Source organism: Rhodoblastus sp. 17X3 (assembly GCF_030056575.1).
Classification (GTDB): domain Bacteria; phylum Pseudomonadota; class Alphaproteobacteria; order Rhizobiales; family Beijerinckiaceae; genus Rhodoblastus.
This window is the reverse complement of sequence record NZ_JASHHX010000005.1, coordinates 47,125-68,080: the sequence shown is the minus strand read 5'-3', so window position 1 is coordinate 68,080 and position 20,956 is coordinate 47,125. Positions and strand designations below refer to the sequence as shown.

The 20,956-nt window shown below is 63.5% G+C and carries 14 protein-coding genes; 5 read left to right on the top strand and 9 right to left on the bottom strand.

Annotation, left to right across the window (positions count from 1 at the left end):
* Positions 1-19 precede the first annotated feature (19 nt).
* Together QM467_RS06955 and QM467_RS06950 are read left to right on the top strand one after the other, a co-directional pair.
* Positions 20-1,219 carry an HlyD family secretion protein gene (locus QM467_RS06955; protein WP_283365582.1) on the top strand — a complete coding sequence of 400 codons (1,200 nt, stop codon included), beginning with the start codon at positions 20-22 and terminating at the stop codon, positions 1,217-1,219.
* Between the two features lie 25 nt (positions 1,220-1,244).
* Positions 1,245-2,846, top strand: a complete 1,602-nt coding sequence (locus QM467_RS06950; RefSeq protein WP_283365581.1) for a DHA2 family efflux MFS transporter permease subunit — start codon at positions 1,245-1,247, stop codon at positions 2,844-2,846.
* Positions 2,847-2,863: 17 nt separating this feature from the next.
* Here QM467_RS06950 and QM467_RS06945 read toward each other — a convergent pair whose 3' ends face one another.
* The 4 genes from QM467_RS06945 to QM467_RS06930 are packed head-to-tail and all read right to left on the bottom strand — an operon-like array spanning position 2,864 to position 8,184.
* The gene (locus tag QM467_RS06945) at positions 2,864-4,480 is read right to left on the bottom strand and encodes a molybdopterin-binding/glycosyltransferase family 2 protein (RefSeq protein ID WP_283365580.1); all 1,617 of its coding nucleotides are present in this window, start codon (positions 4,478-4,480) and stop codon (positions 2,864-2,866) included.
* The gene (locus QM467_RS06940) at positions 4,477-5,505 is read right to left on the bottom strand and encodes an XdhC family protein (RefSeq protein WP_283365579.1); all 1,029 of its coding nucleotides are present in this window, start codon (positions 5,503-5,505) and stop codon (positions 4,477-4,479) included. The genes QM467_RS06945 and QM467_RS06940 overlap by 4 nt, the downstream gene beginning before the upstream one ends.
* A gap of 24 nt (positions 5,506-5,529) precedes the next feature.
* The gene (locus QM467_RS06935; protein ID WP_283365578.1) at positions 5,530-7,722 is read right to left on the bottom strand and encodes a xanthine dehydrogenase family protein molybdopterin-binding subunit; all 2,193 of its coding nucleotides are present in this window, start codon (positions 7,720-7,722) and stop codon (positions 5,530-5,532) included.
* Positions 7,723-7,725: 3 nt separating this feature from the next.
* Positions 7,726-8,184, bottom strand: coding sequence for a (2Fe-2S)-binding protein (locus tag QM467_RS06930; RefSeq protein WP_283365577.1), 459 nt, complete (start codon positions 8,182-8,184; stop codon positions 7,726-7,728).
* A 476-nt stretch (positions 8,185-8,660) separates the two neighbouring features.
* On the opposite strand from QM467_RS06930, the gene QM467_RS06925 reads away from it, so the two are divergent.
* The 3 genes from QM467_RS06925 to QM467_RS06915 all read left to right on the top strand — a co-directional run bounded on the left by QM467_RS06925 (position 8,661) and on the right by QM467_RS06915 (position 15,017).
* Positions 8,661-10,301, top strand: a complete 1,641-nt coding sequence (locus QM467_RS06925) for an arylsulfatase (protein ID WP_283365576.1) — start codon at positions 8,661-8,663, stop codon at positions 10,299-10,301.
* A gap of 351 nt (positions 10,302-10,652) precedes the next feature.
* The gene (locus QM467_RS06920; RefSeq protein WP_283365575.1) at positions 10,653-13,622 is read left to right on the top strand and encodes a glycosyltransferase; all 2,970 of its coding nucleotides are present in this window, start codon (positions 10,653-10,655) and stop codon (positions 13,620-13,622) included.
* A 168-nt stretch (positions 13,623-13,790) separates the two neighbouring features.
* Positions 13,791-15,017, top strand: coding sequence for a hypothetical protein (locus QM467_RS06915; protein WP_283365574.1), 1,227 nt, complete (start codon positions 13,791-13,793; stop codon positions 15,015-15,017).
* Positions 15,018-15,029: 12 nt separating this feature from the next.
* On the opposite strand, the gene QM467_RS06910 is transcribed toward QM467_RS06915, so the two are convergent.
* From QM467_RS06910 to QM467_RS06890, 5 genes are all read right to left on the bottom strand, one after another.
* Positions 15,030-16,151 carry a glycosyltransferase gene (locus QM467_RS06910; RefSeq protein ID WP_283365573.1) on the bottom strand — a complete coding sequence of 374 codons (1,122 nt, stop codon included), beginning with the start codon at positions 16,149-16,151 and terminating at the stop codon, positions 15,030-15,032.
* On the bottom strand, positions 16,148-18,913 hold the full coding sequence (locus tag QM467_RS06905) for a glycoside hydrolase family 99-like domain-containing protein (protein WP_283365572.1): 2,766 nt from the start codon (positions 18,911-18,913) through the stop codon (positions 16,148-16,150). The genes QM467_RS06910 and QM467_RS06905 overlap by 4 nt, the downstream gene beginning before the upstream one ends.
* Positions 18,914-18,977: 64 nt before the next feature.
* Complete coding sequence (locus QM467_RS06900; RefSeq protein ID WP_283365571.1) at positions 18,978-19,346, bottom strand: hypothetical protein; 369 nt, start codon at positions 19,344-19,346, stop codon at positions 18,978-18,980.
* A 52-nt stretch (positions 19,347-19,398) separates the two neighbouring features.
* Positions 19,399-20,091, bottom strand: coding sequence for an FkbM family methyltransferase (locus QM467_RS06895; protein ID WP_283365570.1), 693 nt, complete (start codon positions 20,089-20,091; stop codon positions 19,399-19,401).
* Positions 20,092-20,145: 54 nt separating this feature from the next.
* Positions 20,146-20,946 carry a glycosyltransferase family 2 protein gene (locus QM467_RS06890; protein ID WP_283365569.1) on the bottom strand — a complete coding sequence of 267 codons (801 nt, stop codon included), beginning with the start codon at positions 20,944-20,946 and terminating at the stop codon, positions 20,146-20,148.
* Positions 20,947-20,956: the final 10 nt, after the last annotated feature.

The following is a 20,956-nucleotide window of genomic DNA, read 5'->3' as shown; positions in this document are numbered from 1 at the left end:
GGCCACGGAGAGCAGCCCGATGACACAGCACCAGCAGATCGAGGAGTTCGAAGGCGCGATTTCAAGATATGACGCGCCTGCGGCGACACAAGGCCCCGTCGCTTTCGCGCGCGGCGACGCCGTCGCCCCGGCGCGGACAGAGAACGCGCGATCCATTCTGAAGCGGTTCCTGATCGTCGGCGCGGCGGTGGCCGCGCTCGGCGCCGGCGGCTATCTCGGCCACAATTACTGGACCTTCGGGCGCTTCGCGGTTTCGACCGACGACGCCTATGTCAAGGCGGACAATACGACGATCTCCCCCAAGGTGGCGGGCTATATCGCGACGGTCCATGTCGGCGACAATGAGCCGGTCAAGGCCGGCCAGATCCTCGCTCGCATCGACGACCGCGATTTCAAGGTCGCGGTCGAACAGGCCAGGGCCGATGTCGAGGCCGCCAGGGCCGCTATCGGCACGAGGCAGGCCGCCATTGTCGCGCAACAGTCCGCCATCGACGGCGCGAGCGCGACGGTGGCTGCCGACGAGGCGAACCAGACCTTCGCCGAGCAGGAGAACAAGCGTTATTCCGACCTCGCGGCCACTGGCTTCGGCAGCGTGCAGAATGCACAGCAGGCGAGCTCCCGCGTGCTCGCCGCGAGGGCGAACGGCGCCCGCGGCCGCGCCTCGCTCGCCAATGCGACCCGCCAGCTCGACGTGCTCAAGGCCGAACTCGCGCAGGCTCAGGCCAATCTGGCGCGGGCGCAGGCGGCGCTGGATCAGGCCGAGCTGAACCTCACCTATACGGTCGTCGTTTCGCCGGCGGACGGCCAGATCGCCAATCGCACCTTGCGGGTCGGCCAATATGTGCAGGCCGGCACGCAATTAATGTCCGTCGTGCCGGTCGAGGCCAGCTATATCGTCGCCAATTACAAGGAGACGCAGCTCACCGACGTCCACGCCGGACAGCCGGTCGAGATCGAGGTCGACATGTTCCCGGGCCAGCTCTTCAAGGGCCGCGTCGACAGCGTCGCCCCGGCGAGCGGGCAGGAATTCGCGGTGCTGCCGCCCGACAACGCCACCGGCAATTTCACCAAGGTCGTGCAGCGCATTCCTGTGAAGATCGTGCTCGACGCGGGAAGCCCGCTCGCCGCCCTGCTGCGGCCGGGCATGTCCGTCACCCCGACCATCGACACCCGCGTTTCCACGCCGCAGGTCGCGACGGCGGCGAACGCCCGAAGCTGATCGCCTCGCCGAAGGAGGAAAAGCCATGTCGAGCCTTGCCCAAAGCGCCAATGCAAGCCTGACCCGCCCCGCCGAAGAAGCCAGGGCGAGCCTGACCTCCTGGATCGCGGTCATGGCCAGCATGATCGGCGCCTTCATGGCGATCCTCAACATCCAGATCACCAACGCCTCCCTGCTCGACATCGAGGGCGGCATCGGCACCGGCGTGGACAATGGCGCCTGGATCTCGACCTCCTACCTGATCGGCGAGATCATCGTCATTCCGCTGACGGATTACCTGAGCCGCGTGTTCGGCTTCCGACGCGTGATCCTCACCAATACGATCCTGTTCGCCGTCTTCTCCATCGCCTGCGCCTTCACCCGCGACCTCGGTTCGATGATTCTTGCGCGCGGCTTGCAGGGTTTTGCCGGCGGCGTGCTGATACCGATGGCCTTCACCATGGTGCTGACCAAGCTTCCGAAGGCGCAGCAGCCGATCGGGCTCGCGATGTTCGCCGTGGCGGTGACCTTCGCGCCCGCGGTCGGGCCGACGATTGGCGGCTATCTCACGGAAAATTACGGCTGGCAGACCATCTTCTTCGTCAACACGCCCCCGGCCATCCTGATGGTCGTGGCGCTCGCCCTGACGCTTGAACGCGCGCCGATGCGGCTTGCCCTGCTCAGGGAAGGGGACTGGGCTGGCATCTTCACCATGGCCGTGGGGCTTTCCGCGCTGCAGACCGTGCTGGAGGAAGGCAACAAGAACGACTGGTTCGGCTCGCCCTTCATCGTCAAGCTGATGGCGGTCGCCGTGGTCTTCCTGTCGGCTTTCGTCGCCATCGAGCTGACGGTTGAAAAGCCGCTGGTCAATCTGCGCCTGCTCACGCGGCGCAATTTCGGGATCGGCGTGCTGGTCAACATGCTGCTGGGCTTCGCTCTGTTCGGCACGATCTATGTGATGCCGCAATATCTCGGGCAGGTGCAGCACTATAACGCCGAACAGATCGGCAAGGTGCTGGCCTGGACCGGCTTCCCCCAGCTGCTCTTCATCCCCTTCGTGCCGATGCTTATGAAGCGTTATGACGCGCGCTACATCGCCTTCCTCGGCATGTCGATCTTTGCGGCCAGCAGCTTCATGAATATAGCGTTGTCGCTCGATTCGGCCGGCGATCAGTTCTTCGCGCCGAATGTCGTGCGCGCCGTCGGACAGGCCTTGATGCTGACGCCGGTGAGCGCCATCGTCACCGCCGGCATCGCGCCAAGCGAGGCGGGATCGGCCTCTGGCCTGTCGAACATGTTGCGCAATCTCGGCGGCGCGGTCGGCACGGCGAGCCTCGGGACGCTCATCACCAAGCGCGAGCAGTTCCATTCCAACATCATCGGCCAGTCCGTGACCACCTATCGCGACGAGGTGCGCGACAGGATCGACCAGCTGACCCATTATTTCATGACTCATGGCGTGTCCGACCCTGCGGTCGCACAGCACAAGGCTCTCGCGACGATTGGCGCCGGCGTCAGGCGGCAGGCGCTCACCATGGGGTTTGCCGACGCCTTTGCGGTCATTGGCGTGTTGCTGGGGGTCGCGGCGGTCGCGCTGCTGTTTGCCAGCAAGTTGAAGCCTGCCGCCGGCGCCGCCGGCGCTCATTGACGATCGATTGGGGACGATCAGGCGGGCGCGCTCGATTTCTGCCGCCGGAGGAAGGCCTCCGGCGTATCGAGATCGACGAGGACGCCGTCGTCGTCCGCCTCGATCTCGGCGACCCAGTCGGCATATTGGCCGATGAGATGCCGGGCCCCGGTATCGCCCTGCGTTTCCTGGAGCAGCAGCGGGAAAAATCCCTTGCCCCACAGCACCGGATGACCGCGCCGGCCCTCGCGCTTCGGGACCACGATCGCCTGCATCCGGCCGGGATCAAAAGCCTCGATCATGCGGTCGATCAGGGCGGGGTCGATGTCCGGCATGTCGCCGAGGAAAATCATCGCGCCGTCAATATCCGGCGGCAGCGCGGCGAGGCCAGCTTTCAGCGAGGTCGATAGCCCGCCGTCGAAATCCGCGTTGACGACGAAACGCGCGTCCGTCTGCGCCAGCGCGGCCTGAACCTGCTCGGCCTCATGGCCGAGAACCACGAAAGCCGTCGCGATGCGCGAGTCGGCGATGGCGTCCAACACATGGCGGATAACCGGCTTGCCTTCGAGCGTGAGAACCAGCTTGTTGGCGCCCATGCGCCGCGATTGTCCGGCGGCGAGGACGAGCGCCGCGATCTTGTGCGGCGCGGCGGGCGGCACATCCCGCATTCCGCATGGAAAAACCCGGCGCGGCGCGGCGCGCAGCAATCCGCCGACGCCCATCGCCGCAAGGTCTTCCCGCGCGACCTTCTGCCGCGAAAGCAGGCGCTGCAGGACGTAATCGAAGCCGTTCAATTGATGCGACCGCGCGCAGCCCGGCATCCCGACCACCACAACGTCGCCGACCGAGCCGAGCGTCAGCAGATTGCCCGGATCAACCGGCATGCCGAAACATTCGACCGCGCCGCCCGCCGCGACCATCGCCGCCGGAACCACGTCGCCCCGGTCGCTAGTCGAACCCGCGCCGCAAATCAGCACGAGGTCGGCGCCCGAATGGAGCTGGTGGCGGATTTCCCGCGCCAGCGCCTCGGCCTCATGCGGCGCGCGCGCATCCGCGCATAGGGCGCTGCCGAGCGCCTCAAGCCTTTTTCGCGTGGCTGCGGCGGTCTTTTCCAACAGGCTCGCCTTGAGGCCGGGCGCGACCGTCTGGATCAGGGCGACCCGATGCGGCTGAAAGCCGGCAAGCTGAAAGACCGCTCCGAACGATTCCCATGCCGCGACGACGGCCTCAGGCGTCGCGAAGGGATTGACCTTGATTGTCGCAACCGGCTGTCCGGGCGAAACAGCCTCGTAAGGCGGCAGGGTCGCGAGAGTGATCGACTCGTCGATTCTGTTCAGCGCGTGAATCGTTTCAGGCGCGAACAGCGCCAGGCCGCGATGATCCGCGACAATGTCGCAGCGCCCGTTTTTCGCCGGTCCCGCGCGCAATCCGGCGCCCGCCAGCCTGCGCGCGATGCGCTCCGCCGCGCGATCTTCCAGCACGTCCGTCGCATCGATCATCGCCACCGTGACGCTTTCGACGCCCGCCGCGCGCAGGCGCGCGACCTCCTCGGAGCCAAGGCGAACGCCTTTCGGCAGGTTCAGGCCGGGCCGGGTCAAGGAATGGGCGAGCAGCCCGCCCTCGGCGGCGCGGGCGGGGAGCGTGACGAATTTCATTCCGCCGCGCTCCTGAGCGCGGCTTTCGGGGCGAGCCGCAAGGCCCCGGTCAATTCGGCGGCGATGGCGATGGCGATTTCGGCCGGAGTCGCGGCGCCGATGGCGAGGCCGATCGGGCCGTGAATCCGGGCCAGAGCCTCGTCGTCCACGCCTTGTGCGCGCAGACGCGCCCGTCGCCTTTCCGCAGAGCCGCGCGAGCCGAGCGAGCCGATGTAAAAGGCCGGACTGCGCAAGGCGGCGATGAGCGCCGGATCGTCGATGCGCGGCTCGTGGCTCAGCGCGACCAATGCGGTTCGGCTATCGAGTCGGAAATCGGGAAGCGCCTCGTCGGGCCACGCGGCGAGAATTCTTGCGCCCGGAAAGCGCGCCGCGTCGGCGAAAGCGCGGCGCGGATCGATCACGGTCACCTGATAACCCGCCAAAATCGCGATGGGCGCGAGGGCCTGCGCGATATGCACGGCCCCGACGATCGCAAGCCGCAGCGGCGCGCGCCAGAGCTCGACGAAGAACAGGCCGCGCGGGGTCTCGACCAGCGCGTCATCCCCCTTTTCCGCCGCCGTCGAAATCGCATGACGGGTCAGATCGTCCCACGCCTCAGGCGCGGAATCCCTGTCGAACCTTATCCGTTCGCCGCTGTCGAGGGCGAGGGTCGTCGCCGCGTCGCGGCCGGCGCCGGCGTCCTCGATCAGGCTTTGCAGGAAATCGCACTCTTCGATCCGCTCGACGAATATCCTGATCGCGCCGCCGCAGGCGAGGCCAACCGACCACGCCTTTTCATTGCTGACGCCAAATTCCCGCAAGGCGGGCCGGCCGCTGGCGATGACCTCTTCGGCCGTCGCCAGAATTTCGCCTTCGACGCAGCCGCCCGAAACCGAGCCGATGAAACGCCCGTCCTGATCGACGGCGAGACGCGAGCCCGTTGCGCGCGGCGACGAGCCCCATGTGGCGATCACGGTCGCAAGCGCCACGCGCTTGCCGCTTCGCGCCCAATCCAGGGCCGTCGCGATGATCTCCCGATCCGTCATGCCCCCTCCGGCGATCCGCGAACGTCAGCTTTCCCCACGGTCGAACGGCAGGATCCGCATCCTCTTGCCGGTCGCCCTGAAGAAGGCGTTGGCCAAAGCGGGGCCGATCGGCGGCACGCCCGGCTCGCCGACGCCTTTGGGATCTTCCGCCGATTTGACGATATGGACCTCAATGCGCGGCATTTCGTTCAGGCGCAACACTTCATAGCCGTCGAAGTTCCCTTCGACGACCTTGCCGCCGTCGAGCGTGATCCGCGATTTCAGGATCGCGCCCAGGCCATAGCCGATGCCGCCTTCCATCTGGGCGCGCACCATGTCCGGATTGACCGCGACGCCGCAATCGACCGCGCACACCACCCGCTCGACCTTCGGCGCGCCGGACTTGTCGACCGAGATCTCGACCGCCTGCGCGACATAAGAGCCGAAGGATTCCGCCACGGCCACGCCCCGGAACTTGCCGTGGGCGGGCGGCGCGGTCCAGTCCGCCTTTTCGGCGGCGAGCCTGAGTACGGCGGCGTGGCGCGGCTTGTCGGCCAGCATGTCGAGCCGGAAAGCGACCGGGTCCTTGCCGGCGGCCTGCGCCAGTTCGTCGATGAAGGCTTCGAGCGCGTAAGCCGTATGGGTCGAGCCCACCGAGCGCCACCACAGCACCGGCACATTCATGTCGGTGGTCGTCACGTCGAGCCGGAAGTTCGGAATCGCATAGGGCTGGTTGGCCATACCCTCGACCGAGGTTCCGTCCACGCCATTCTTGACCATCATCGCCTCGAAGGGCGAGCCCTTGGCGATCGATTGTCCAATCAGCGTATCGCGCAGGGCGAGGATTTTGCCGTCGGCGTCGAGACCGGCGGTCAGCTTGTGCACATAGGCCGGACGGTAGCGGCCGCCGCGCATGTCGTCCTCGCGGGTCCATTGCACCTTGACCGGCGCCTTCCAGCCGAGCGCCTTGGCCGTCGCCACCGCCTCGACGATAATGTCGGCGTCGGGACAGGCCCGCCGGCCGAAGCCGCCGCCGGTCTTCATCACATGCAGCTTCACCTTTTCAGGCGGGACGCCTGCAATCTGCGCGGCGACGGCCTGATAGAGGTCGGGCATCTGGTGGCCGCCCCAGACTTCGAGCGTTCCGTCCGCATTCATCCGCGCGACCGCGTTCAGCGGCTCCAGCGCGGCATGGGCGAGATAGGGAAATTCATAGCGCGCCTCGACCACTTTCGCGGCCTTGCCGAGCGCCCCCAGCGCGTCGCCCTTGTCGACAGCAATGTTTTCGCCGCCCTTGTCGGCCATCGCGCGATAGGCGGCGAACAACTCGGACGTGCCGCGCTTCTCGGCGCCGGACTCATCCCATTCGACGCTGACCGCATCGCGCGCCTGCATCGCTTCCCACATGCCCTTCGCGACGACCGCGACGCCGCGCGGAGTCGCGACGACATCAACCACGCCCTTCATCGCCTTGGCCTTGGCGGCGTTGAAGCTCTTGAGCCTGGCGCCGAACAGCGGCGGGTGGATCATCACCGCCGTCAGCATGTCGGGCAGGTTGATGTCGATGGTGAATTGCTGCCGCCCGGTGGATTTGGGCGCGGAATCGAGACGCGGGAGGTTCTCCGCGCCGATATATTTCCAGTCCCTGGGGTCTTTGAGCGCGATATTGGCCGGCGCGGCCTCCTGCGCGGCGAGCGCCGCCATTTCGCCATAGGTCGCTCGGGCGTCCGAGCTTTTTGCGCGCAACATGCCGTTTTCGGCGACAATGTCTTCGGCGGGGACGCCCCATTTGCGCGCCGCCGCCGCGATCAGCATGGCCCGCGCCGCGGCGCCCGCCACGCGATAGCGCCGCCACGACGACGCGGTCCCTGTCGAGCCGCCGGTGAGTTGGAATTTGCCGCCCATCGCCAGATTGCCATAGAGCGCCGGGTCTCCGGAGGCGCCGACGACCTCGATCTTCGACCAGTCGGCGTCGAGTTCCTCCTGCGCGAGCGTGGCGACGCCCTGATAGATGCCCTGGCCCATGTCCATATGGGCGGAATAGATGGTCACCTTGTTGTCAGGGTCGATCCTGACATAGCCGGCGAAGGGATTGGTCGTCTCGCTTGACGCGCCCGGCGCGGCGGAGGCGGAAAAGCCGACCACCAGGCTGGCGCCGACGGCCGTGGCGCCGAGCATGAAATGACGGCGCGAAACGGGCGTCTCGCGGATGAAACCAGTGGCGGAGAGATTCAGCATCGGTCACGCTCCCAAAAGGCGAGAAGCTTCATGGATGGCGGCGCGGATGCGCTGATAGGTGGCGCAGCGGCAGATATTGCCGCTCATCGCGTCGTCGATCTCCGCGTCGCTCGGCTTCTTGTTGCCTGAAAGCAGGCCGATCGCGGCCATGACCTGGCCGGACTGGCAATAGCCGCATTGCGGCACGTCGAGCTTGATCCAGCTCTTCTGCACGGCCTCGGCGACCGCGCCATTGACGCTCTCGATGGTGACGACCGACTTGCTGGCGACATCGCCGATGCGGGTCTGGCAGGAGCGGGTCGGCTGGCCCTCCAGATGCACGGTGCAGGCGCCGCACAGCGCCTGGCCGCAGCCATATTTGGTTCCGACGAGGCCGAGATCGTCGCGCAGGACCCAAAGCAGAGGCTTGTCGGGGTCGGCGTCGATTTCCTGCGGTCGGCCGTTGAGCGTGAAACGGATCATGCTGCGCCCTCAATCTTTCGCGCCGCCCAAATTCGGCGCGCTCGTAGAGATATAGGAACCAGACCGGCAAGATGTGGGCGCAGTTCCGCCAATGGCCTTTTTCAAAAATGCAAAGGGCTGCGGATGGCGGGAGGCGAGGTCCTCGCCAGCGACAATCGGCGCGGGCCGCTTTTTTCCTGACGGCGTCGGTAGTATGGTTGCTGCCGTAAATCCCCCTCAAAGAGGGATAGGCGGCGCCCGCTACAAGGCCGTCAGGCCGGACCTGGGCGCCGGCGGCAGTTGTGCACGCAGGCGACCTTCAATTTCTGCCGGACGGGGGGCCGAGGGCGGCGTCCGATCGGGAAGGTCGATGCACATCATATCGTCCTGAGCCACCGGCCGCGCGAAGGCGGCGCCTTTCGCGGTCCAGTGCGTCAATATTGTCATGCGTTTCGAGGCCAAAAGGTTCGTTCAAGACCTTCAAGGGGGAGAAAACGATGAGAAAGACGAAAATATTCAATGTTCTGGCGACGACGGGGGCGATAGCTCTCGGTCTTGCGGCCGCGCCTTCGAGCGCGCGCGCGGATGACAAGCAGCCGAACATCGTGGTCATCATGGGCGACGACATCGGCATGTGGAACATCGGCGCCTATCATCGCGGCCTGATGGCGGGCCGGACGCCCAATCTGGACAAGATCGCCAAGGAAGGCATGCTGTTCACGGATTACTACGCCGAGGCGAGCTGCACAGCGGGCCGCGCGAATTTCATCACCGGCGAATTGCCGATCCGCACCGGCATGACCACGGTCGGCCAGGCTGGCGCCAAGATCGGCATTCCCGCCGAGGCGGTGACCCTCGCCACGGTGCTGAAGTCGATGGGCTACGCCACAGGGCAATTCGGCAAGAACCATCTGGGCGACAGGAACGAGTTCCTGCCGACCGTGCACGGCTTCGACGAGTTCTTCGGCTACCTCTATCACCTCGACGCGATGGAAGATCCGGCGCACCCCAATTATCCGCAGAACCTGCTGGACGTCGTCGGCCCGCGCAACATGATCCACAGTTGGGCGACCGACGTCGACGATCCGACGGAGCAGCCGCGCTGGGGCAAGATCGGCAAGCAGAAGATCGAGGACGCCGGCACGCTTTATCCCAAGCGCATGGAAACGGTTGACGACGAGATCCGCGATCTCGCCATCGACTTCATGGACCGCGCGAAAAAGGCCAACAAGCCGTTCTTCGTCTGGCTCAACCCGACCCGCATGCATATCGTGACGCATCTTTCGCCGAAATATGAGGCGATGCGCAATTCGGACAATGGCTGGTCCGAAGAGGAAGCCGGCATGGCGCAGCTCGACGACGACGTCGGACTGGTCATGAAGAAGCTCAAGGACATGGGCGTGGACGAGAACACCATCGTCCTGTTCACCACCGACAATGGCACGGAAGTCTTCACCTGGCCCGACGGCGGCCAGACCCCCTTCGCGCAATCGAAGGGAACCGTGCTCGAAGGCGGCTTCCGTGTGCCGGCAATTCTGCGCTGGCCCGGCCATGTTCCGGCGGATTCCGTTCAGAACGGCATCGTCTCGGGCCTCGACTGGCTGCCGACCTTCACGGCTATCGCTGGCAACCCGAACATCACCGATGAATTGCTGAAGGGCAAGACGATCGGCGACCGCACCTACAAGAACCATCTGGACGGATACGACCAGACCGCCGCCATTACCGGCAAGGGGCCGTCCAATCGTCACGAGATCTTCTATCTCGGCGAAAGCACGGTCGGCGCGGTGCGCATCGACGACTATAAATTTCGCTTCATCGACCAGCCCGATGGCTGGGTTGGCCAGAAGACCCATCCGGACGTTCCCTATATCACCAACCTGCGCCTGGATCCGTTCGAGCGCACAGGCTGGCCCAACAACGGAACCAAGGAGGGCGGGCAGCAGTATTTCGATTGGTTCAAGTACCAGTTCTGGCGCTTCGTCTTCGTTCAGCAGCTGATGGGCAAGGAACTGCAGACCTTCATCGAGTTCCCGCCGATGCAGCGCGGCGCGAGCTTCAATCTCGACGCTGTCAAAGCGGAAATGGCCAAGAGGATGGAGCAGGCCTCCGCCGCAGCCAAGGGGCCGAGCCAATAAAAGGGCGCGCAGCCCATCGGGCGGCTTTTTATCCGGGTGGCTCGCGAGAGCCGCCCGCTTTTTTGAATGCGGAAGCTTGGCGGGTTGCGCGTCTTTTCCGGGCATCGGCCTTGCCGTTGCGTCCGGGCATCGCCTATCCTGCGGCTCTATTGTCGATCGGCGCGCTTTGTGAGGAAGGCGCATCCCGTCAGCAGTCGAAATTGCCGCTGGTCGTTGGCGTTCCGCGCGTTTCTGCACTAAGGCCGTGACTTTGCGGCCCTAAAGCGCGTATGGGCGGCTCGCGATCCTTCAGCGCTTCTGCGTTACGGAACCCTTGGCAAGACGCTCAAGAATAATCAGTGGGAAGATGCGATGTCCACGGTCGAAAAGGCGAACGGCGATACTCAAGGGGAGCAGTTCGAGAAGGTTCAGGTGGAGGAGGTTTTGCCGGCCGCCGGCCTGCCGCGATCCATTGCCGATCTGCCTGGCGCGACGGAAGTTGAGCTTGCGGCGGTTCCCGCGCCAGCCGCGCCGGCGGTCGTCGTCGATCCCATTTTTTCCGCCGCTCCTGTCGTCGCAGACGGCCCGGCAGGTGAAATCGCTCCGGCCGCGTCCGCCGTCCTGGCGGGGATCCAGGGATGTTTTGACGGCGTCGCCAATGGGGCCGCCAAAGGCTGGGCGATCGATCGCAAAGCGCCAGACCGGAAGCTGACGATCGAAATCTGGGCCGACGAGACCTTCATCGCCGCAGGCGAAGCGTCCCAATACAGAGGCGATATTTTCAAGTCGGGCGTTGGCGACGGCTATCACGCCTTCGCGATCGATTTGCCGCGGCTGCCGGTGGGAACGCATGTCCTGCGCGCCAAAGTGGCCGGTTACGGCGACACGCTTGAGAATGTTTTCAAGCATGTGGTTTCCGAGACCGTCGTTCGCGGCGGTATCGACCGGATCGAGGGGCTGACGCTCGAGGGTTGGGTCGCCTCGACTTCGAGCGACGACGTGACGCTTCAGATCGTGGTCGATGGCGCCAGCGTCGCGGTCTTGTCCATTGCGAAACCGGTTCCGGGCCAGAGCAATCCGGTCAAGGCCTCAATTCCTGTTTCGCTGGCCGATGGCCGGGTCCACTGGTTCCAGATCAAGGCGCGCGAAGTCGGACAGGTTGTCGCGGAAATGGTGGCCGTCACGGCGGTTGTGGCCATTTCGGAAGAGGACCTGCAACGCTACGCCAAGGATTTTCCGGGATTCCTCTCGCCCAGCGCGGCGAACCGGGTCGCGTCCTTCGAAGGCCAGCTTGACGTCGTTTCGCGCATGCTCAACGAGGGGCCGCAGGCGCCCGTCGCCGAATATTTCAACCAGCTCAAGATCGCCTATAATCAGGTCAAGCGCGGCATCGCCGAACAGTCCGGGCTTCCGGAAAAGCTTCATTTTCCGGTCCATGAAAACCCGCTCGTCAGCGTTGTCGTACCAGCTCACGATAAATTCTGGGTGACCTATAACTGCCTCGCGGCGCTTTTGCTGGCCCCCAACAAGAGCGCCTTCGAAGTGATCGTCGTGGACGACGGCTCCAGGGATTTGACCACGAGGCTTGAGGATTTCGTCTCGGGGATCACGGTCGTACGCAATGAGGCGGGCGTCGGCTTCGTCAAGAGCTCGAACCGCGGCGCCGAAGCGGCGCGCGGCGAATTCGTCGTCATGCTCAACAATGATACCGAACCCTGTTCGGGCTGGATCGACGAACTGGTCCATGTCTTCCGGTCGTTCGACAAGGTCGGGCTTGCAGGGGCGAAGCTGGTCTATCCCGACGGCAAGCTTCAGGAGGCCGGCGGCATCGTCTTTCCGAATTTCGACGTTTCGAATTACGGCCGCGGCGGCAACCAATTCGATACGCGCTACAATTACACGCGGCAGGTCGATTACATCTCCGGCGCCTGCATCATGCTGCGCCGGGAAATCTGGAACGAACTCGGCGGCTTCGACGAACTCTATTCGCCCGCCTATTACGAAGACAATGATCTCGCATTCCGGGTCAGGGCCAAGGGCCTCAAGACCTATTACACGCCCTTTGCCAAGGTCGTGCACTTCGAAGGCGTGTCGAGCGGCACGTCCCTGACCTCCGGCGCCAAGCGCTATCAGGTCGTCAACGAGCCGAAGTTCCGGGCGCGCTGGGCCAGCGCCATTCGCAATCTGCCGCTGACCCTCGATCCCGATCTCGCCAAGGACCGGGGCGTGGACTTGCGCGCGCTGGTCATCGATCACGATGTGCCGCAGCCTGACAAGGACGCCGGGAGCTATGCCGCCCGGCAGGAAATGCGGTTGCTGCAGGCGCTGGGCTTCAAGGTCACATTCGTTCCCAACGATCTGGCCTTTATCGGCAATTACACCGAGGACCTGCAGCGCGACGGGATCGAGTGCCTTTACGCGCCCTTCGCCGGTTCGATCCAGGAGGTTATCGAGCGGCGAGGCCAGGAATTCGACATCGTCTACATCACCCGCTATTCGATCGCGAATCTCTATGTCGATCTCATCCGGAAGGCGGCGCCGCGCGCAAAGATCATCTTCAACGACGCCGACCTGCATTTCCTGCGCGAAATCCGCGCGGCGCTGGCGGCGAAAAATCAGGGCGCCCTTCGCGGCGCACTCGAGACGCGCGATATCGAATTGTCGGTAATGCGGCGTTCGGACGTGACGCTGTCCTATACCGACGTCGAGGCGGCGGTCATTCTGTCGCATAATCTCGACGCCACGAAAGTCGCGCGCTGCCCGTGGGTGATCGATGTCGACGAGGCGATTCCGCCTTTTGCTTCGAGATCGGGGCTCGCCTTCGTGGGCAATTTCAGCCATCCGCCGAATGAGGAAGCCATCCGCTTCTTCATTCGCGACATCATGCCGGAATTGCGGCAGGAATTGCCCGGGATCACGCTCAGGGTGTTTGGCTCGAATATGCCGGCCGAACTGGGCGAACTCGCCGCCGAAGACATCCTGTTCGAGGGCTATGTCGCCGATGTAGCCGACGTCTATCACACCTGCCGGGTGTTCGTTGCGCCGCTTCTGTCGGGCGCCGGCATCAAGGGGAAGGTCGTCGGCGCGCTTGCGTCCGGGACGCCAACGATCATGTCCCCGATCGCCGCAGAAGGGATCGGCGTCAGCAATGGACTGGAGGCCATTGTCGCGCAAACGGCGGCCGAATGGGTCGCGGCGGTCAAGGCGCTTTATACGGATGAAAAGCGCTGGACCGCGATGTCCGAGGCGGCAAAGCGCTTTGCGGGCCGACAGTTTTCCTTCGAGAATGGCCTGACCAGGATGCGGGAAGCGCTGGCGCTGGCGGGCGTCTATGTCGATTGACGGCGCGATCATTTAACAGGGGCGGTTGACTGGGATCGCGGCTCGCGACGCCATTCGCAGGCCGCCGTCCTTTACCGTTTCAAATCCCGGCAGCGCACTGGAGCAAGTTAGGCGGCGGGGCCTGCCCACGCCCTGTCCGCCTCGCATCCAGCGCGGGAAGGCATAAGCATGGTCAGGAAATTCAGCGCCTATTTGTCCATTTATAATGACTGGGACATGCTGGCGGGCGCCTTGTCTTCTATCGCCGACAAGGTCGATGAACTGGTGGTGGTGGACGGCGCCTATGAATGGATGGCGCCCTTCTATGTGGCGACCGGACGCAATCCCGAGAAGTCGGACGATCGCGTCTATGACATTCTCGCCTCCAGCGGCATTCCCTATCGCGTTATTCGTCAGCGCTGGAAGAATGAGATCGAGAAGCGCGTCGCCGGATTCGCATCGTGCCAGGGGCGCTATGTCTGCCGCGTCGACTCGGACGAAATCATGTTCTTCAACGACGAGCTGCTCGACCAGTTCTTCAGGGAGGGCAAGGCGGTCGCCGATATCGAAACGCCGCAGCTGGTGGCGCCGGGCTGGATGTTTTCCGGCGACCCGATCGGACGCCTGGGCTTTCTTTTCGACCGCGAGCAGATCGAAGCCAAGGTCCATCTGAACTATCTGTGGCTCGTTCTGACGTCGGACCAGCGGCCGGCGGAGGGCCAGCAATGCGCGCCGGTCTTTTCGACGCCCATCGGCTACAACATGCATCTGACGGAATGGCGAAGCTGGAAAACGGCGGTCAACCGGGCGGCCTTCTATCATCTGAATTACATGCGCGGACACGGCGTTCCCTTCATTGCGGACCTCGCCAAGGAGCCGCTGACCGATTTGCGGCGCCTGTTCGACATCGTCGCGCCGGCGAGTTTCGCGGAAAGCCTGCTCACCAATTCGATCGTGACCGGCAGCCTTGAAATTCCCAATGGACTCGCGCTTCGGCAGGTTCCGTTGAGCGCCGCGCAACAGGCGATCTTCAATCCCTGTTATGACGCCTATGTCCAGGAACTGGCGGCGCTGAACCGTCGATTCACGGACGCAAGAACAAGCTATCTTGGCGGCAATGTCATGACCTTCGATCTCAGCACGCCGCAGGCGCGCGCCGCGATCGTTCGGGACGGCGCGGTCGTCCTTGAGGCGGGCGCGAAAATCCTGTCCGCTCTGGCGAAGGTCAATCGCTTGTCGATGAGCGAGTTGCGCTGCGTGTCCGAGCCGGTCGAATTCGCGTTTCACGAAAACCGCCTCACCCTGAATCTGAAATCGCTGGCGGCAGAGCCGCCGTCGACCCTGCGGACCAATCTGCAGGTTCAGATCTGGGTCGAAGGCGGCCCGATCGTGGACCGGTTCCAGCTGATTGTCTGAGTCCCGAAACCTTTACCCGTCGAGCGCGCTCAGGCGTTGCAGCATGCGCAATCCGACGGCGCGATCGCCCATTTTCATCACGATGTCGTGGCGGCCTCGCCGCGTCAGTTCGCGCAGGTCGGCGGGGTTGTCCAGCGCCCATCGCGCCAGCGAGGCGGCGTGTTCGACATCGGGCTCGGCCCACACCTGCCCTTCGCTTTCCGGATAGTCGCCCTGCGCTACCGGAATGAGCTTGTAATCGACCAGCAGCGCGTTCGACTTTTCCATGAAATCAACATTGCCGGACCATCCGGTCGCCAGGGCGGCGCGCCCGAGGCGCATGGCTTCGCCCGGCCCGCGCCCGAACCCCTCCGCGCGATGCAGTGAAACGAGGCAGTCGCAGGCGGCGATCAGGCTATGTTGCTGGTAGGCGCTCAGCAACCGGTTGACGACGACAAAGGAATCCGGGGGCAGGTCGATCTGCGCGGCAAGGTTGTCGGACGCCTGCCTGTCGCCCTTCATTTTCAGCACCAGCTGGATGTCGTCAAAGGGCCGCTCCGCGAGCAATCGACGAAACATCTCGATCGCCGCGAAAGGGTTTTTTCGCGACGCATAGGACGAGAAATCAAGGAAAACGAGAAAGACGAAAGCGGATTCCCGCAAGCCAAAATGCCGACGGGACAGGAAGGGCCGAATCGCGAGATCGACCGACTGGCCGATGAAATGCGATTCGACGCCGCTCGCGGCCAGCGCGTGTTTGACGAAATGGGAGATCGCCCAGACCTCGTCGAAACGCTTGAGTTGCTCGACCCAGATTTGCGGGAATTGCGGAAGCTCCCAGGCCGGGACGACGACATTGCGTCCTGCGGTGAAGGGCTCGCCCATCGCTTCCAGCGTCCGCAGGACGGGATCGATCTCATCGCCATTGATATGGAAAATGCGTTTGCCCCGCCCGAGCCGCCGCGTCTCGATCGGCTTGATCAGGGCAAGGTGGTCGGGGTCTGTCCTTGGCTCGCAGCGATAAATATCGAGCGTTTCGACCGGTTCGTCGAGACTGGCGAGCGCGCGCAGATTGGCGCGCAATTCCTCGCCCTTGCCGATCGCCGCATAAGGATGACCAACAAAGACAGTCGACGAGGTCTCATCGGAGCTCACGCAATCACCCCCTTCGAGAGCAGCGCCAGCCTGAGCGCGGCGAGCCACCGATGGCCATAGCCGCGATCCGGTTCAAGATGCGCGCCCTCCCCCCATTCATTCCAGGCGTTGACGAAGAGCAGGCGTCTGTCGCCGACCTGAAAATCCAGCGTTTCATCCAGCTTGTGCTCGACATAGGCCTGAAACAATTCCGGCTCGGCGCCGACCAGCGTCGTGCCGTTCAGCGGCTGGCGGGCGGTATTGTCCCAGCTCGGCGCCACGGCCGGATAGCGCGGATAGTCGGTGGTCTGGCGCAGGACGGCGTTGCGGGCTGTCCCGGCGTAATCGTAAAGATGTCCATCCCAGCCGGCCTTCAGGGGTTTGACAGGGCTTTTATATGGCTCCGCGATGCCCTGCGGCGGAAATTCGATACAGGCGTCGAACCCGATCTCGGCGGGGCGGACGCGGCGTTCGATCGCCTCCATGCTCTCGACATAGACAAGATGGATTTCCTTGTGGCCCGCCTCGGCGAAACGCGCGCGAAAATGCTGCGTCGCCTTCAGAACGTCGGGAATTTGCAGCGGACGATAGACCATGACCAGCGGCTTGCCGTCGACCCGGATCGCGCGCGGGTCGGACGCAAAACGCGCCATGTCCGTCGCGACGGAATCCAGCGTGGCGTCATCGTAATGCTGCTCCAGCAGCATGGATCGCTCGCCGCCGTCCCAGTGGCGCGTCCAGTTCTCATTGGCCCAGCACAAGGCGAAGCGGAAATCGACCTCTGGATGTTTCAGCAGCGCTTCCATCGGCTGTTCGAGCACGCGGTTTGCGCCGAAATTGTAATAGTAGACGGCGAAGCCCTCGATCCCATATTGCCGCGCGAGGGCCTGCTGTTCTCCCATGGTTTCGACGCGGCGCAGATCATAGAAGCCCAGATCCGTCGGCAGATGCGGCTGATAATGGCCCACGAAGGAGGGCGTTGCGCGGGTGACACTGGTCCATTCCGTGAAGCCGCGGCCCCACCAGACATTGTTGCGGTCGATCGGATGGAACTGCGGCAGATAGAAGGCCAGCACGCGGGCGCGGTTCTGCTCGCGCAGCTGCGGTCCCCATTTCTCCATCAGCTTCTGCTGGTTCGTCTGCGCGAGCTGCACGCGGCGGCGACGCGACTGGCGGGACGTCGAGACGCTGAGGTGATGGACGATGCGGGCAGCGGGCTCATAGACGACGCGCCAGCCCCTCTCGCGGATGCGCAGGCACAGATCGGCGTCCTCGCAATAGGCGGGGGCGAAACGCTCGTCGAATAATGCGCCTTCCAGCGCGTCGCGCCGCAGCATCAGCCCGGCGCCCGAGCCATAATCGATCTCGCGGGCATAGGTGTAGCAGGGGCGCTCGGGATCGTCGCCGACGCCGGTCATTTCGCTCTCGCCGTCGAAACGCAAAGCGCAGCCCGCTTCCTGCAGCCGCCCATTGGGATAGAGAAACATGGGCGCCGCCGCGCCGATCGCGTCGTCCGCCTCGATGGCGTCCGCGAGCAGGTCGATCGCGTCATCGAAAACCTGCGTGTCATTGTTGAGAAGAAGCAGCAAAGGCGCGCTGGTCGCAACGAAGGCGCGATTGCAGCTGCGCAGGAAGTTCAGGTTTTCGGGATGGCGAATGAAGGTCAGGCCGGGGACCTGCTCAAGCAGGCTCACACTTTCGTCGGGCGAAGCATCGTCCGCAATGATGATCCGCAGCTTGCGGCGGCGGCGCGCGCGGCTCAGGGCGACGAGGCACTCCACCGTGATTTCAAATTCGTCATAGCAAGGAATGAGGACGTCGACGTCCGGCGAGTCCTCCTGCGCGAAGGCCAGTTCCTTGAGCGCGGCGAGATGGTCCTCGATCGCCACCGGACAGATATTCCGCTCGCGAAAGTTTTCGAGCCGGACGCGCCGGGCGTTGGCGACGCGATCGTTGAAATTGGCCCAGCGATCGAGAATGGCCGCTGGCGTCTCGACGATGGGGACGTCATTGGTCGCGGCGGACAGCTTGACCTGTTCGCCGGGCGTCCTGGCCGTTTCACAGGGGCTGTGGCCAAGATGCCGACCAATGGCGAGGAAATGCTGGAGCGGCCCGCCGGTCCCCGCCGCGCTTTCCGGATGTTGCCGGACGTAAAACTCGGGATCGAAGCGGTCGCCTACGACGGCCGAGGCGACGTCGCCATGCGTCATGAAATGGCGCACCAATTCGAGGCCGTTGCGCGGCGCTTCCCGCACGCCGGCGGCATAGGCCTCGGGATGGAAATAGGGATTGGGCGGAAGGTTCAGGACGGCGCCGCGCTTGAGATAATGCAGCAGGGCGCCTTCCCTCGGAGACAGCCGGGCCTGACCGCGATACCAGGAGAGCCAGAGAAAGGGGCCGGGATCGCACCAGTCGAAGATCAGGGCGCTTGCGAATTGATCGAGCCGCATCTGCGCGCCGAACAGATCGGGCCGGGCGCGCGCCATGAATGACGGATTGATCAGGGGATGCGGCGCGAGGTTCCAGGCGAAGCCGAATTTGAAAAAATGGGCCAGGGGATTGATGTCGGCGTCGAAATTCGAATTGAGCTGGGAAAGGTAATATTCGGCGTCGAAGAACGGAAAAGCTTTATTCCGTTCTTCGACTGTCAGGATCATGAACGAATCGAATATTTCCTCATAATAGAGCTTGTCCGCCGGCAGGTAAGGACAGGCGATGGATGGGTCGATGAGACCGCCCTGGATAAGCCTCCGGACAATATTTGGCAGCAAGGACTGCGTCATGCGCTCCACCGGACCCATTCTAAAATTCACGCGGCAAGATGTTCACGAAAACGCTTTGAATAGATCAGCCCTGGAGCTGGACGCAAAAATCATCGAGGATCAGCCCGAGAATGCGCTGATCGGGCGGCGGCGGTAAGCGGAAGCGCGTGGTGTGCAACAGGATATTCACGCGCGATGGCGCCGTGAGCTTCGGAAGATCGAGCCCGAAGGCGCTCCATTCCGGCGGATTGTGAGGGCGGATTTCGCCGATCGGCCTTTTGTCGATGACCACGACAAGGTTGCTGCCCTCCAGATCCTCGCCCGGCGGATTATAGGTCTTGCCGACCAGGCGATGCGACCCGGCCGGCAGTTCGACGCGAAAACGGCAGTAGCGACTGATCCAGTCGCCCGGACGATAATCGCCGAAAACGAGGGTCGGAACAATTTTGTTCATGCTGTCTCACGCAATTGCAATTTATAGGCGAACGCCATGATCCTTCGCAATTCTACGAATTCGGCACGAACATCAGATTTTCGAGAGCCTCATAGCGCCGATAAGTCGCCGCCAGTTGATAGGGCAGCCCCGCCATCATGTGATCGAACGCCGGCCTGTTGACGTCGCGAACTTCGATGAACAATTTTGGCCGCTGTTCCAGCAGCAAGGGGATCAGTCCTTCCAGCACGTCGATTTCCATCCCTTCGACGTCGGCCTTGACGAAGTCGACCTGTAGACCGGCCAGAGCCACGCTCGCCGACTCGATCTGCACCGAACCATTGGGGATCTGCTCCAGTTCGGCCGCCCCCAGGTTGTTGGGATAGAGCTCGCGAACTTCGGCCAGCGCGGCCTTTGCGCCAAAGCCCCGGCCGATGAAACGGCGATCGACCGACGTAACCTCGTTGAGCCGCAAGTTGATGTCCAGCAGTTCAATGGCGGTCGGATTCGGCTCGACGACATAGACGCGCCTCGCCTTGAGCGCCTTGTCGAAATAGATGGCGTGATTGCCCACGTTCGAGCCGATATCGACGATACTGGCGCCCGGACCGACGTGGCGGGCGATGATCGCCAGTTCCTCGGGTTCATAAAGGCGCCCTTCGAAATGGCGCGCCTGAATGTCGTCGCCCTTGTTGGCGACAAAAAACGTGTAGGGAAGCCCCTCGTAGGAGAAGCGGCTTATGGTTCCCTCGATCGTGCGGCGCATGCGCTGTCCCCGGCTCAGACGAGCCAATGAAAAATGAAAATATCGGCGGCGTGGTCAGAGCGTTCCCGTCTCACGCATGCGCCGAATGATGTGGGCGGCGGTCAGGTCTTCGACGACGTTCTGGTCATGACGGTGAAAGTCTTCTTCCGTTCGCTGATAATCGGCGTCGCCCGGTTTCTTGTCGGCCTTGCCGATCGCGCGGCGGCTGCGCCATTCGGACAGGGATTTGGTGTAATAATGATTCAGGGCCAGAAGATTATGGCTGATCCCGGTGTGAATGCCATTGCCGTTCTGGTCGATTTCTTCGCCGGCGTCGTTCAGCATCGGCCCGTCACATTGAATGAGATGGCAGAGTCGAACGTCTTTCGCCTTGTTCAGCTTCACGACGCTCTTGCCGACCTGATTTGGCGGGAAACTTTCATAGCCGCGGCGCAGGAAGCGTTCCGTGACGAGGCCCGGCTTCGCCTCGACCTCCCCGGACGACCCGAACATCAGCCAATGTACGAAAAATCCGTTGCAACGGGGTTCAAACCAGTCCAGCGCCTGCCGCAGCGACACGTCGCCTTGCGGCGTCAGAAATTCATCGCAATCGATGAAGGCGCACCAATCGTCGGAATTGGCGTGGGTCTCGAGCATATGACGATAGGCCGCGTTCTGGCCTCCGACCTGGGGCCAGTCGATTACAGTCACCATCGCCTGGCCGGGCCAGGAGGCTATGACTCTCCGGCTGTCGTCAGTGCTGTTGTTGTCGTAAAGGTAGAAATGCTTCACGCCGATGAAAGCATGAAAGCTGAGCCATTCGCGAAGATATTGGCCTTCATTCCTGAATATCGCGCATATCGTCAGATCTGACATGATCGTCCTT

Excerpts from the sequence above, each read along its gene's own strand:
- QM467_RS06920 (WP_283365575.1), top strand. The coding sequence starts at position 10,653 with ATGTCCACGGTCGAAAAGGCGAACGGCGATACTCAAGGGGAGCAGTTC.
- QM467_RS06925 (WP_283365576.1), top strand. The coding sequence starts at position 8,661 with ATGAGAAAGACGAAAATATTCAATGTTCTGGCGACGACGGGGGCGATA.
- QM467_RS06895 (WP_283365570.1), bottom strand. The coding sequence starts at position 20,091 with ATGCGCCGCACGATCGAGGGAACCATAAGCCGCTTCTCCTACGAGGGG.
- QM467_RS06915 (WP_283365574.1), top strand. The coding sequence starts at position 13,791 with ATGGTCAGGAAATTCAGCGCCTATTTGTCCATTTATAATGACTGGGAC.
- QM467_RS06940 (WP_283365579.1), bottom strand. The coding sequence starts at position 5,505 with ATGACGGATCGGGAGATCATCGCGACGGCCCTGGATTGGGCGCGAAGC.
- QM467_RS06950 (WP_283365581.1), top strand. The coding sequence starts at position 1,245 with ATGTCGAGCCTTGCCCAAAGCGCCAATGCAAGCCTGACCCGCCCCGCC.
- QM467_RS06935 (WP_283365578.1), bottom strand. The coding sequence starts at position 7,722 with ATGCTGAATCTCTCCGCCACTGGTTTCATCCGCGAGACGCCCGTTTCG.
- QM467_RS06890 (WP_283365569.1), bottom strand. The coding sequence starts at position 20,946 with ATGTCAGATCTGACGATATGCGCGATATTCAGGAATGAAGGCCAATAT.
- QM467_RS06930 (WP_283365577.1), bottom strand. The coding sequence starts at position 8,184 with ATGATCCGTTTCACGCTCAACGGCCGACCGCAGGAAATCGACGCCGAC.
- QM467_RS06900 (WP_283365571.1), bottom strand. The coding sequence starts at position 19,346 with ATGAACAAAATTGTTCCGACCCTCGTTTTCGGCGATTATCGTCCGGGC.
- QM467_RS06905 (WP_283365572.1), bottom strand. The coding sequence starts at position 18,913 with ATGACGCAGTCCTTGCTGCCAAATATTGTCCGGAGGCTTATCCAGGGC.
- QM467_RS06945 (WP_283365580.1), bottom strand. The coding sequence starts at position 4,480 with ATGAAATTCGTCACGCTCCCCGCCCGCGCCGCCGAGGGCGGGCTGCTC.
- QM467_RS06955 (WP_283365582.1), top strand. The coding sequence starts at position 20 with ATGACACAGCACCAGCAGATCGAGGAGTTCGAAGGCGCGATTTCAAGA.